10 protein-coding genes are annotated in these 13494 nt (G+C 61.6%); 4 read left to right on the top strand and 6 right to left on the bottom strand.

Annotated elements, in window-relative coordinates:
• Nucleotides 1-83 precede the first annotated feature (83 nt).
• Entirely contained in the window at nucleotides 84-719 is a 636-nt protein-coding gene (locus Enr13x_RS32535) for a peroxiredoxin (RefSeq protein ID WP_231743912.1), read from the top strand.
• Nucleotides 720-790: 71 nt separating this feature from the next.
• Here the strand turns inward: Enr13x_RS32535 and Enr13x_RS32530 are convergent, their stop codons facing one another.
• The 4 genes from Enr13x_RS32530 to hpnC all read right to left on the bottom strand — a co-directional run bounded on the left by Enr13x_RS32530 (nucleotide 791) and on the right by hpnC (nucleotide 6701).
• Nucleotides 791-3265, bottom strand: a complete 2475-nt coding sequence (locus tag Enr13x_RS32530; protein WP_145391055.1) for an FAD-dependent oxidoreductase — start codon at nucleotides 3263-3265, stop codon at nucleotides 791-793.
• Nucleotides 3266-3328: 63 nt separating this feature from the next.
• On the bottom strand, nucleotides 3329-4813 hold the full coding sequence (hpnE, locus tag Enr13x_RS32525; RefSeq protein WP_231743911.1) for a hydroxysqualene dehydroxylase HpnE: 1485 nt from the start codon (nucleotides 4811-4813) through the stop codon (nucleotides 3329-3331).
• Entirely contained in the window at nucleotides 4810-5790 is a 981-nt protein-coding gene (locus Enr13x_RS32520; RefSeq protein WP_145391054.1) for a phytoene/squalene synthase family protein, read from the bottom strand. The genes hpnE and Enr13x_RS32520 overlap by 4 nt, the downstream gene beginning before the upstream one ends.
• 2 nt (nucleotides 5791-5792) lie before the next feature.
• A complete protein-coding gene (gene hpnC / locus Enr13x_RS32515; RefSeq protein ID WP_145391053.1) occupies nucleotides 5793-6701 on the bottom strand; it encodes a squalene synthase HpnC in 909 nt (302 codons plus the stop codon).
• 14 nt (nucleotides 6702-6715) lie between these two features.
• On the opposite strand from hpnC, the gene ispH reads away from it, so the two are divergent.
• Nucleotides 6716-7654, top strand: a complete 939-nt coding sequence (gene ispH, locus Enr13x_RS32510) for a 4-hydroxy-3-methylbut-2-enyl diphosphate reductase (RefSeq protein WP_145391052.1) — start codon at nucleotides 6716-6718, stop codon at nucleotides 7652-7654.
• A gap of 351 nt (nucleotides 7655-8005) precedes the next feature.
• Here ispH and Enr13x_RS32505 read toward each other — a convergent pair whose 3' ends face one another.
• On the bottom strand, nucleotides 8006-9283 hold the full coding sequence (locus tag Enr13x_RS32505; RefSeq protein WP_145391051.1) for a 3-keto-disaccharide hydrolase: 1278 nt from the start codon (nucleotides 9281-9283) through the stop codon (nucleotides 8006-8008).
• 109 nt (nucleotides 9284-9392) lie between these two features.
• Nucleotides 9393-10613, bottom strand: a complete 1221-nt coding sequence (locus Enr13x_RS32500) for a sulfotransferase family protein (protein WP_231743910.1) — start codon at nucleotides 10611-10613, stop codon at nucleotides 9393-9395.
• A gap of 192 nt (nucleotides 10614-10805) precedes the next feature.
• Between Enr13x_RS32500 and Enr13x_RS32495 the strand changes: the two genes are divergently transcribed.
• Complete coding sequence (locus Enr13x_RS32495; RefSeq protein ID WP_095737597.1) at nucleotides 10806-11123, top strand: MazG nucleotide pyrophosphohydrolase domain-containing protein; 318 nt, start codon at nucleotides 10806-10808, stop codon at nucleotides 11121-11123.
• Nucleotides 11120-13471 (top strand): hypothetical protein, encoded by a 2352-nt coding sequence (locus Enr13x_RS32490; RefSeq protein ID WP_145391050.1) that lies wholly within the window; start codon nucleotides 11120-11122, stop codon nucleotides 13469-13471. Before Enr13x_RS32495 ends, Enr13x_RS32490 begins: the two co-directional genes overlap by 4 nt.
• Nucleotides 13472-13494 lie beyond the last annotated feature (23 nt).

Below are 13494 nucleotides of genomic sequence, written 5' to 3'. Positions count from 1 at the left end.
GTCCATGATAGCCGGTCACGGCACCGGAAACACGGTTGACGCGATCCATCCCTCGGGCAACTTTTACAGAGCAAAAGCCGACGATGACGCGTTCGGATGAATTACAATTTCAGCTCCTGCCCGATGGTCCCACCTACCTGAAAGAGTTTTCGATGATGCGTTTTTTCAAAATTTCCGCCTGCGTGTTGTTGTCGATCGTTGCCGCCGAAGCGATGGCGATTGACGTCGGTGACAAGGCGCCGTCCTTTGAAGCGGTCGATGACACCGATGCGACTTGGAAGTCGGCCGACCACGTCGGTAAAAAAATCCTTGTCGTTTACTTTTATCCGGCCGACATGACGGGCGGATGCACGGCCCAGGCCTGCGGTTATCGTGACAAGATGGAATCGTTTACCGCCGACGGTGTGGAAGTGATCGGGGTCAGCGGTGACTCGGCCAAGAATCATCGCGTCTTCAAGAAGGCCCACCAGTTGAATTTTGCGCTGTTGGCCGACACCCAGGGCAAGGTTGCCAAAGCGTTCGGCGTTCCCGTCACCCTGGGTGAAAAAACGGTGACGAAGATCATCGATGGCACCGAGACCGATCTGTTGCGAACGGCCACGGCAAAACGATGGACCTTCGTGATCGGTCTGGACGGCAAGATCGCCTACAAGGATTCCGCGGTCAACGCCAAGCAAGACCCGGAGAAGATCGAGGACGTGATCGAGTCGTTGAAGTAGGGCATGCTGTGCCTGCCATTCGTCTCTGGTAGGGCTTGCTGTGCATGCCCTTCAGTCACGCACAGCGTGACCTACGCGAACAAGCTTTGTTGTTTCGCGTGATCGCTTTGGTACGCCGGTCGGTCGATCGTGTAGCGGCGGAGCAGCGTGCCGGCCAGGGCGATGCCGCTGAGATAAGCCGCCTCGACTCGGCTGCCGCCGCACCAATCACCGCAGGCACCGATTCCGGTCGTGGCGTCAAACAAGCATTCCTGATCGAGCGGTTTTTCGGGCACGGCGTATCGCCAGCGGTGCGCGGTCGCGTAAAGCGGCTGCGTGATCGTTTCGCCCAACAGCGACTCGAAGGCTTGTTGCAAGGTTTGCAGGACACAAGCAGGGTCATCATCGACATGGGCCTCCGACCAGTCCGCCGACGCATGGATGACCCACGAGGCGGGTGCGGTTCGGCCGGGCTTCTTGTCGTTCCTTGCGATCCACGCGATCGGGCTGTTGTCGACAAAGGCACCGTCATAGGGGACATCCGACAGCGACGGGTCGGTGATCATCAGCGCCCAACACGGACGCATGTGGACCGAACGCACCATCTCGGCCAGTTCGGTATGGCCGCCGATCAACGCGAGCGTTTGAGTCGGCGGACAGTTGCACAACACCACGTCGAACGGTCCGTGTTTTTCACCTTCCGTCGTTTCGATCTGCCATTGCCCTGCTGACTCGGTCAAACGCGAAATCGTTTTCCCCAACCGCAACGTCAATCCTTTGGCAAGATGTTTGGCAACGGCGTTCATGCCCGGTATGCCGAGGTAGCGGGGCGTGTCGTTCTTTTCGCCGAGGATCTGTCCCCGGCCATCTAGGTGCACGATTCGGCCCGTCCAGGGTTCGACCAATCCGTCGTGAATCCAGCTGTTGACCGGTCGACAGAACCGCGCGTCGCGGGCCGTGAAGTACTGGGCGCCGTGATCGAACTGTAGCTCGCCTGGTCCGTCTTGGTGCGGCGTGCGGCGGGTGGCGGTCCGTCCGCCGACGCCACGTGATTTATCGAATACCGTGACATCGATACCGTGGTCGGCCAGTGTCCGCGCGGCCGTCAGTCCGCCGATGCCGGCACCGATGACCGCTACGCGGGGAAGCGTTGCGGCGATGGGGCGATCGACATGTCGGCGAAAACGTTGCAGATCAATTTGATTTGCGTGGTCATCGACGCCGCGTGGACGGAGTTTGCCGATCACCGGTTGCTCGGGCGTGAAGGGGCGATCGAATTGACCGTAACACCACAGCACGCCGCCGTAGGAAGCGGGGTTGCGTCCGTCCAGCGAGTAGCGGTGGTTCAAGTCCATCGTCAACTGTAGGGCGCGGGAGGGAGATTCCAGCCAGGGCAGGAACGCTTTTCCCCACGTCATCCGGACGTTGTTGTGCAGTTCGCCATGTTTGAGCAGGCTCCGCTGGGCCGCGTCCCAAAGCGGACGCCCCGTGTTCGCCCGCGCCAGTGTTTCCCAACTGCAATCGGCTTCGCGCGGATCCCCCGCGTGCCGGCACAGCGATTCCTGGGCCCAATCCGGCACAGCATCCAAGCTGTCAATGGTCTCGCGGTTGTGAAAGCAATAGTGGAACGCCATCTCACGCCAGGTCAGCAACTCGTCAAGAAACTTTTCCGCGTTCTGCTGTGAAGCTTCCCGAGCGATTCGGAACGGGCTGACCATGCCGTAGTGCAGGTACGCGCTCATTCGGCTGGCACCTTCGGTCCGCAGCGGGTCGTGGCGAGCGTGCTGATACGTTGCCAGGCCGTGTGCTTTGAACGCATTCCAACGCGCATAGCCGGCGCGGGTTCCGCCGGGTGTTTCGGCGACCGGCGCGATCGAATGATCGATCCGGCACTGGCCGATCAAGGACGCCAGGTCCGCGTCTTGCAACGAGATCGGTTGCAGACCCAGCGACGGGGCAAGCCCTTCGACGTCACACATCGGGACATCGACCTTTTGTTCCGGATAGCTCGCGGCGACGCGCTCGTCGTAGAGCGGTTTGGCGTGGCGGCGAAATTCAGCGGCGGACGTGAACGCTTGATCGAACAAGGTGACCGGAGCGACACAGGAGCAATCGACGGTGGCGACCGGTGTCTTGCAGGTCGCGACCAAGCGTTCCATCCAGCCGACGAGTGGTTGCACCGGCATTTCTTCGGTGATCAGACAGGCGGCCGCACGCGTCAGGTTCCGCAGGTACGGTCCACGTTGTCCTTGACGCTGCAAATGAAACACGGCCACGATGCCCCGGTCGGCCAATTCGCGTTGCACATCACGATGCCCCTGCAACATGAACGCGTGCAGTCGATCCGACGCATACGGGTACTCTTCGCTGAGCCCGTGATAAACTAGCAGTGGCAGTCCGTTTTGGCGTGCCAGACAAATCGCGGCATCGAGCGCCGGGTTCTCGTGAGCACGGAGCGCGTTGTGCATCCAGTACAGCACAAATTGCCCCGGTTCGTACGCCCCACCATCGGGCGACGCCATCCAACGAAGACGCTCGGCAATGTGTTCGGGAAGTGCGGTGTCCAAGAGTTCCGGTCTCGGTCGGAGAAAAGACGGTCCTGCGTCACATCGTAGGACCGTGGCAAACATTCAGTCCCGACGGATCAACCAGCGGGCCAGGCGTCCGGGGGGCAAGCCGGGGCAAAGCAAGCGGTTTGGCGGGGCGAAATCCCAACCGGAATCGCTTCCAAGCTGCTCGGCGACCGCCTCTGCCGCCAACCGACCGCTGATCACGGCGCCTTCCATCGTGGCCGGCCAGCCCGTCTGTGTCCAATCCCCCGCCAGGTGAAGCCAGGGCAGTTGCGTGGTTGCCGCCGGACGCAGCGCATCGACTTCCGGACGCAATGAAAACACGCTCTTGGGGTCGGTGACCAGACGGTGCCGCAGCAGCGTTGCACTGCGGGCCGCCGGAAAGGCGTGTCGCAGTTCGGCCAACACGGTGTCGACAAGTGCCTGTTTGGAACCCGAGATGGTTTCTTTGGAGGCGCTGATCACCACCTGATAATAATGTTGCTTCGCCGCACCGGATGTTCCCGCGGCCGGTGTTCCCGCGGCTGGCTCGTGACGCGATGCAAACGGGTCACGGAACAGCCACTGTGCGGTGGTGCCCACCATCACCGCATGATCCAACGCCGTGATGGGTGAATCAAACCAGAGGTGCAGCCCCGTGATGGGAGAGGACGGGATTTTCGAAATCGCGTCCAGGTTCGGCAACCGACTTCGCTGTGCGTCAGGCCAGCGGTCGAACAGTTTGTCGATCTGGTGCCAGGGGACGGCACCGATCACGGCGTCTGCCTCCAGGTCTCCCGCCGGGGTGATCACGCGAGCTTCGGGGGTGATCTGTTGAACGGGGTGCCCGGTTCGAATCTCCACGCCTCGCCCGGCCAAGACACCCGAGAGCAGACGTCCAAACAGGTCGGCCAGCGGGACGGTGGGGATCAGCACATCACTGGCACCGCGGGCGATCGCGAATCCGTCGATCAGCACCTTGCGGGCGGCGGCCATCGAGACGTGGCCGGTCGATTCTCCCAGGGCGCTGACCAGGATCACGTCCCAGAAATTTCGCACGGTGTCGTCGCTTTGATCAGCCCGGGCCAGCCACTCGCGGGCACGACAATCACCCAACGCACGCGGCGGCGTCCGCATCAGCCGCCACAGCCCGGAAAGGAGTTCGCATTTCTGGCGGGCGGAAAGGTAACGCTGCGCCAAAACGGTACCGAGCAGGTGCAGCGGCGGCGGCAACCAACGGTTCGGCGCGAAGCGGCTCGGCGGATGCTCGGGGTGCAAGAACGTCAGCGATCGGTCGCGGCGGAAGTGGTGTTGCAAACCACAGCGATCGAGCATCTCGATCAAGTTGGTGCAGCAACCCATCGCCGCGTGCTGGCAATAATCGACTTCCGTGCCCGTTTCGGGATCGACGTACGATCCGGCGCGGCCGCCGGCGATCCGCTTGGATTCCAACAGTGTGATTTCGAACGCGGGATGTCGGCGTTGGGGGGGGACACGTGAGAGCGCTTCGGCGGCGGCCATTCCGGCCAGCCCGCCGCCGACGATCACGACGCGATGGCGGGTCACGCGCCGGCCTCGGTGACTTCGATCGGTGGCACGGGCAGACGATGAAAGATCGGTTTGAGGAAATGTTGGGAAACGAGGCCGATCTTTTCACCGGTGCTCAGTTCGACGCGCCGGGTCGCGACCGCGCGGGGGTTTTCTGCGATGCGATCGAGCAGTCGCCGGTAGGTCCGCCACATCATCGAAAACATCGGGCGGCCATCGGGGCCGAGTGAATCCCAGACCTGCCAACCGCTGACATAGAGTGCCTTGGCGCGACGGATTTCGTCTTCGACCAGACAGACCAAGCGATCGTCCGGGCGCGGTTCCAGCAGATCATCTTCGCACAATCCGTGTTGGGCAAAGTGCTGGCGGGGCAAGTAGATTCGGCCCCGCTGTGCGTCTTCGGAAATGTCGCGGAGGATGTTGGTCAGTTGAAACGCCAGTCCGCAGTCGACGGCCGCACGCATCGGCAACGGGGCGTCGAATTCCCAGATGTGCAGACAGGCCAACCCGACGGCCGACGCGACCAGGTAACAATAATGTTCCAGTTGTTCGTAAGTGTCGAAGCGTGTTTTTTGTTGGTCGGCCAGGACGCCGTCGATGATTTCCAACAGATAGCGAGTGGGGATCTGAAAACGTCGCGTCGTGTCGCGCAACGCCGGCATGATCTCTTTGGCGCGACGGAACAGATCGATCGGCCAATCCGAGGTGTCGTCGGCCAATCCCGGGGACAGCGGCACATGGTCCACCGGGGTGTCGCTGATCAGGTTCAGTGCCGTGGTTTGCCGCCACCAATCCAGCCAGCGGGTCCGCAGTGCCGCCGGTTCGTTGCAATCGCCGATGTCGTCGGTGATCCGGGCGAAGGCGTAGAGCGCGCACATCGCATTGCGTTTTTCGCGCGGCAACAGCCAAAACGAGCGATAAAAGTTGCTGCCGCTGCGGCGCGAAATGCGTCGCACCCGTCGGTAGCTGTCGGTCGTGATGGGGGCGGATCGCATGATTACAGTTTGCCGAGGGTCGCGCGGGCGACGAGCAACCCTTGTTTGATTTTCCCAACCTTGGGCCGGACACGCAGGACATCGAAGTCGATTGCTCGGATCGCATCGAGCGTCGCCAAGCCGCCATGGGCGAACAGTTTGATGTCGCCGCGGAGCCAGGCGGGGACATGATCGGCCAATGGCAATCCGCGACGGAAATGATTTTCGGCTTGGTCGCACAGAAACGCGAGTGATTCACGCAGGGCAGGGGGCGTGGACGGTTCGGCGAGCATCGACACGCTGACGCCGAACCGCTCGCGAACGTCTGCGGGCAGGTAAACCCGGCCGATCGCGTGGTCTCGCGAAACGTCTTGCCAAAAATTGGCCAATTGCAGCCCCGTGCAAATCTGGTCCGACAAGGCGGCCGTCGTCGGGTCGAGCGAATCGGCCAATTGCAACACCAGACGCCCCACCGGATTGGCCGATCGCGAACAGTAATCGATCAATTGCGGCGTCGTTTCGTACTGTTTGATCCGTTGGTCTTGCCGAAACGCCGACAACAGGTCATCAAAGGGCTGTTTGTCCAGACGAAAGGTCGCGACGGTGTCGGCCAAGGCGGGGAACAGTCCCGCTGTCGGGGTCGGGCTGTCCGCCTGGGGCTGGTGATCTGCCGTCGTCTGGAGGGCAAACAGCCGGTCGATCTGGGTTTGCAAACGGTCCAGGCCATCCAGGGCGGTGCGTGCGTCGGCCGATTCGTCGGCGATGTCGTCGGCGGTACGACAAAACGCGTAAATGTTGTAAAACGGTTGTCGCATTCGCCGCGGCAGTAGAATAGAAGCGACGAGGAAGTTTTCGTAGTGGGACGTGGCGAGCTGACGGCAATACCGCTGGCTTTTTTTTAACTCGATCGGCGGCGTGGTTCCGGACGACATTCAGGATTGATTCGATGAAAATTGTGCTGGCCGCCCCCCGGGGATTTTGTGCGGGGGTCAACATGGCTGTCGACTCGTTGGATTTGACGCTCCAACATTTTGGCGCTCCGGTCTACGTGTACCACGAGATCGTACACAATCAGTACGTGGTCGACACGTTTAAGCAAAAAGGAGCCGTGTTTGTCGATTCGGTGGAGGAGGTGCCCGAAGGGAGCGTGCTGATGTTTTCCGCACACGGGGTGTCGCCGGAAATCCGCGCCGCCGCCGCCGCTCGCAATCTGACCGCTCTGGACGCGACCTGTCCGCTGGTCACCAAGGTTCACTTGGAAGCGATCAAGTACGCCAAACGCGGCTACACGATCGTCTTGATCGGGCACCAAGGCCACGATGAAGTGATCGGCACGATGGGGGAAGCCCCCGAGGCGATTGTGTTGGTCGAAGACGAACAGGATGTGCAGGAGTTGGAGGTCGCCGACGAATCAAAGCTGGCCCTGCTGACGCAAACCACGCTCAGCGTGGATGACGCCAACCGGATCATCACCAAGCTGCGCGAGCGGTTCCCGATGATCCAAAGCCCACCCAAAGGCGATATCTGTTACGCCACCCAAAACCGACAAGATGCAGTCAAAATACTGTCCGATGATGCCGACGTCGTCGTCGTACTCGGCAGCCAGAACAGCAGCAACAGCGCCCGCTTGCGTGAACTGGCCGCCGACCGCGGGAAACGCGCGTTCTTAGTCGACGGACCGGGCGATTTGAAACGGGACGATTTTCGTGATTCCGACACGGTGCTGATCACCGCCGGAGCCAGTGCGCCGGAGTCCGTCGTGCAAGAGATGATCGAGTGGTTGCAACGTGAATTCGATGCCAGCGTGGAAACGGCGACCGTGCGGGAGGAATCCGTTGAGTTTCCGCTGCCGAAACCGCTACGGGCGATCTCGGTGGCGAAGTGACGTCGGACGATGGGGGCAAGACGATGGGGGCAAGACGATGGGGGCAAGACGATGGGGGCAAGACGATGGGGGCAAAACGATGGGGGCAAAACGATGGGGGCAAAACGATGGGGGCAAAACGATGGGGGCAAAACGATAAGAAGGCAGAATGATGGGGTGGCAGAATGATGGGGTGGCAGAATGATGGGGTGGCAGAATGATGGGGTGGCAGAATGATGGGGTGGCAGCAGCAACCCCGCAGTTCTTATTCCACTCGATCGCGCGACCCACTCTCCTTGTCTCCTTGTCTCCTTGTCTCCTTGTCTCCTTGTCTCCTTGTCTCCTTGTCTCCTTGTCTCCCCCTCCCCTTGTCTATTCCAGTTCAGCGATTTGCAAGTTGCGGAACAGCACGTCGGTGTTGGGATCGTGTCCTTGGATCATGATCGTTCCCGCGGACGTCCGTTTGCCCTTGCGAGGGTTTTCGTGTGCTTCGCGGGTGTCTTCCCAGTCGCTGACTTGCACCCCGCCGACCCAGGCGGCGATTCTGTTGCCGCTGGCGTGCAGCAGCACCGTCGACCACTGCCCGTTTTCTCCGGCGATCACGCGGGCGTCTTGGCGGCGAAAGATTCCACCCGTGCCACAATCCAAGGGCGTCAATCGGTTGCCGTCTTTGAATCCGTTGTTGACCTGGCATTCATAGCCCATCATTTCATCGCCGGGGATACAGCGGAAGAAGATCCCTGAGTTCATTTCGGGGTCATCGATCTTGTACTCGGCGAGCATGAAGAAGTCGCCGTAGCTTTGTCGGGTTTCCAGTTGTGTCTTGCCGCCGAGCACATGCAGGTCGCCGTCGTCGTTGATCGTGAAGGTCCCTTCCATCTCCGGATATTTTTTCCATTGGGACAATTCCGCATCGAGCATCGGTTGCATGCCCAGCGGACGGATTTTGATGTCCTTGAATTCGACGCGTCCGGAGTTGTGTTGCAGCCCGATGCGGCGTGCTGCCAAATCGACCGGATCGGTGTAGCGGCAGACGACGTTGCCATCCAGGGACACGGTGACATCCTTGCCATCGGCGATGACGGACATGGTTCGCCACTGCGTCGGCGTTTGCGGTCCCGCCGCTTCGCCGTCGACCTTTTGCCGCTGGACGATGCTGCCGGTCGGGAACGGGTTGTCGTCCGGGGCGATGTTGATTTCGTAGCAATCCGAGGTCACGTTTTCCGGTTTCAGCGGTGTGCGAACAAACACGCCACTGTTGGTTTCTTGATCGGCTTTGAATTCGAACGTCAATTCAAAGTCGCCCCAGCTGGTCGAGGTGCACATCAAGCATTGGTCGCCCTGGTCGACCACGATCGCGCCGTCTTCGATGCGAAAGTTTGCGTTGCCGGTGATTTCCCAGCCGAACAGCGTGTGCCCGTCGAACAGACGGACCCAGCCCGCGGCCGATTCTTCGTCCGGCAGTCTGGCGGCCAGCAGGTCGTCGGCGCTGGCCGAGTAGGTTTGCGGTTCAGGTGAAGCGGGCGCGGATGCCGTCGAAGCGGGGGTCTGTTCGCTGGTCACCGGGGCGGCGGCGGTGGGCGGTTCCGCAGTGGGTGTTTCGGAATCCTTGCGGGCACAACCGATCAGTGACGTCGACAGGACGATCATCACAGCGCAGGCGAGGGCGGACGTTGTCTGCCGCCGGCATAGGCCACGCCCAGCGATGCGGCATGCAGTGGAATGGCAACGCGATTCGTTCAGACGCGAGTTCATGTGATCAGTAGCCATAGGTTTCAAAGTAGTGTTTCCAAGCGGAGCGAATGGTCGCTTCGTCTTGGGGGGACAATTGGTGCCGGTTGGTTTGATAGGAACGGTGTTCGCTGGCGGCCCAGGATTCGATCACCGGGCGGACCGAATCGAAATCGCTAAGTTTGAGCGAGCGATAGATCGTTTCCAGCATCGCGACCGGGTCGGCCACCAGGTCTTCGTAGCGGATATCCACGATGCGGTTGGAGTCGATGGTCGGGCGATCGCGGAGGAAGGCGTCGTACATTCGCCGCAGGCAATCGACCACGTATTGTTTGTCGGCCGACAGCGGCGGGGCGTCACCGTCGTTCGGTGGGCCCGTTGACGCGTCGTCGTCGGGGCGCCGGGCCACTTGCATCCCCTGGGCTTCGGCCAGCCCGGCCCACAACCGGCAGGTCGAGGGGAACAGGGCGCGTGGGTCGCGGGTGACGTGGATGAACCTGGCGTCGGGAAACTCCTTGGCCAGTGCGGCGATGCGGCCGGTGTGGGTGGGGCTTTTGATGACCAAGGGGCGTCCGGTCACGGTGCTGACCCCCAGCAAAAAACGCCTCAACGTGTCCAGCCAATGGCGCAGGGCCGACGGGGAGACGTCTTGAAAGTCCAGGTAATTCAAATCCACGGGGGCTTCACAGGGAAACGCGATGTGGCGATAGGGAGACGGCAGCCCCAGGTTCATCAACGCGAATTCGTCTTCTTGGGGCCGTTCCCAGCCAGCCGCCATGTTGTCCATGGGGCGTTTTCCCGGCAGCAGCCAGCCGAAAAATTTCTGAAAAATCCATTCGGTGACCAGAAAGTGATGGGGCGCAAAGCACTGGAACGTCGTCGGGCTGCTGTAACGTTCGTCCAGCACCAACAGTTCGTGCAACAAGGTGGTGCCGCTCCGCCAATGTCCGATGATGAAGACGGGGGGGCCATGCAATTCGGCCGCTGCAAGCCGATTTCGGAAAATCAGTTGCTGGAGACCTGCCAAGACCGTGTTCCAGGGCGTCGCCAGCGAAACGCCCAGCAGATTCGGCAGCCGGCTCGGGTGGATTTTGAACCGCCCCTGACGCAGCAGGCCCCACCAGGTCAGCGGCCGCATCCCGTGCCAAAACCGCGGCGCATAAAACGGGTAGCGGTGGAATTCGGCCGGCGGTTTTCCCGCGGCTTTATCATCGGGGGCGGCCATCCGGCGGTGCTCAGAATCAGTCAACGAACGTCGCTGCGGGGTTAAAAGAGAGAGCGAAAGGCAGGTTTTCGAAAACGATCGTGCAGACGGGCGGAAGCAAACGCCCCGGGGGCACTGAACCAAACGGTCGCAAACGCTGTACGGATGGCTAAACCCTAATCTAACTCAGCCCACCCCGATCGCGAAAGCGCCACGCACGCGCTACAATCTGCCAGCATGAGTGATTCTACTGAATTATCGTTTGCGGATCTTCAGCGGCACATTCGTCAGATGTACCACGAGAAGGACGTGGCCAGGGGGGTGGAAGGCACGTTCATGTGGCTGATGGAAGAGGTCGGCGAGCTTTCGTCGGCCTTGCGGGGCGACGATCGAGCCAATCTGGCCGAAGAGTTTGCCGACGTGATCGCTTGGCTGACCACGATTGCCAACGTCGCCGAAATCGATCTCAACGCCGCCTTGGTCGCCAAGTATGGCGGGGGATGTCCGGGGTGTGGCAAACTGGTGTGCGAATGCCCCGATTCAGAGAAGCCATGACAGACCACGTCCAGTCCGCGGTCATCGCCGCGCTCGTCTCGCTGTTTCTGCTGTCGTCGACCACCGTTGGAGTGGCACAGCAGCAGACGGCGGTTGCGGAAACCACTGCGGAAACCACTGCGGACGCCGTGGTCGTCGGCATCAACGGGCACTACCGCGTCGGCCGGCCGACCGCGATCCGCCTGGCCGAAGCGATCGGTGCCACGATGCGAACCGAGGCTGGGACGCCTTCGCCGTTCACGTTGGAGACGCTCGACGGAGACGGCGTGCGGGTGCGTTATGGAATGTATCCCAACGCCACAGAGGATTCCGACGCGATCGAGCTGGGTTACGTGGTGCCGGGCTCCGAGGCGGCCCCGCTGACGATTGAGCGGACGACCGAAGCGGGCACGGAAGTGATCGTCCAGACACGGTTTCCTGCTGCCGGCCGACCGGCGAGCGGACCGTCGATGATCCCCGCCGGGATGCCTTGGATCGTCTCGGTCGGCGATCCGCTGGGCGTGGACCAGATCGGCGCGTCCAACGTGTTGCTGGACAAGGCCGCTCGCATCGCCGTGACCCGGATCGATTCGGCCGATCGTCTGCCCTTTCAATCGCTCGGCTATGACGGCGTCGACATGGTGATGGTCAACGCCAGCGGCGTGCCCGTGCTGCAGGCGATGGTCGGGGAACAGACCGATGCGTTGGTGTCCTGGCTGCGGCGCGGCGGTCACTTGTTTGTCTGTCTGGGCGAGGCCACCGAGCGCACCCTGCAAGCGGCACCGTGGCTGGCATCGCTGTTGCCGGTCGAGGACGTCACGCTTTCACGTTATGACCCCGCGGCCTTTGAAACCTTTACGTCCAGCCAGACGCCGCTGGATGTTTTTCAAGGCATCAAGCTGCCGCGACGCGAGGGACGCGTGTTGATCTCCGGCCGCACGACGCGACGCGTCTCCGCCGTGCTGGGGGCCGATTACGTGATCGGGCTGGGGCACGCAACGGTCGTCACGGCCGACTTGGATGCACCCCGGTTTGCCCAGTGGCCCGAACGTCTGGATCTGGTCAAACAGGTCGTCGGCGACCTGCTCGAGGAACAGACCGGAGAACGCGACGGTCGGACCGGTTCGACATCGTTCTCGGATTTGGCCGGCCAGATGCGAGGCGTGTTGGACCAGTTTGCGATCAAGCCACGCTTCAGTTTTTCGGTCGTCTCGGTCGTCGTGATGTTGCTGATCGCCTTGATCGGGCCGCTGGATTACCTGTTGATCAATCGCGTCTGGGGAAAGCCACTGTTGGGATGGGTGTCGTTTCCGCTGATGGCGATCGCGCTGTCGGTGTTGCTGGTCATCCAGGCCGCGCCCCAAACCGTCGCCGACGCGGCAGGCACAGGCTCGGCAAATCCAGACGCGGCAGGCGCGGCTTCGGCGACGTCCGCGCTGTTGCGGGCGAATCAATTTCAGGTCACCGACATCGATCTGGTCGACGGGGCCGGGCGCGGGTTCGCGTGGTGCTCGCTGTATTCGCATGATCCGGCCCGAGTGGATGTGCGATATGGGGCCAGGGAAGCCTTCGAACTGCTTGAACCCCAACCGCTCGGGCAACCCGGTTCGACCGCTTCTCGCTCCTTTGTGTTTCCCATGGGGTATCCCGGCCGCGCGTTCGGCGGCATTCAGCTGGCCGGGGAGAACACGGTGTTTGACGAGTATTCGGTGGTGCCGTCAACGATCGATTCCGATGTCGGTCGGGGCGTGAAAACAGAACTCAACGGGTTGACAATTGCCCCGCGCAGCAGCAAGTCGATTGCCGCGCGGTGCTCCTTCGCCGCCGACACGGACAGGGCCGTTTCCGTGATCCGTCGCCCGGGAAGCGAGTTGTTGCGGGGCGCGTTGGTCAACCCCTTGCCCTATGACCTTCTCGACGGCGTCCTGATCTATGGGAACTGGGTGTATCTGTTGCCGACGCGTGTCCCCGCCGGGTCGAGTGTGGCGGAGTTAAGTGAATTGCGCCAGAAGAACTTTCGTTGGCGTTTGACGCGACAACAGTCCGCCGACCAAAGCACGACGGCGACGACGCCGTGGTCGCCGAGTGATTTTTCAGACGCCAAGCGGGTCGCCGAAATGATCCTGTTCCATCGCGCCGCCGGAGGAGAACTCTTCACCGGGCTCGGGCACCATGTGCTCGGCGATCTGGATCTCTCGGAACTGTTGGTCGAGGACCGATGTCTGTTGATGGGGCGGACAGAGAAACCGCTGTTCGAATTGGAAGTGAAAGAAACGATGGATGGTTCCGCGGGATTCATCCAGCCCGGTGGTCAGGTGCTGTCGATGGTGCGCGTGGTCGTGCCGGTTCGTTCGACTCGCCTGAACTGATTCGCCAGAACTGAACGAGAAAA

Source organism: Stieleria neptunia (assembly GCF_007754155.1).
Taxonomy (GTDB): domain Bacteria; phylum Planctomycetota; class Planctomycetia; order Pirellulales; family Pirellulaceae; genus Stieleria; species Stieleria neptunia.
This window is presented reverse-complemented; position numbering and strand designations above follow the sequence as displayed.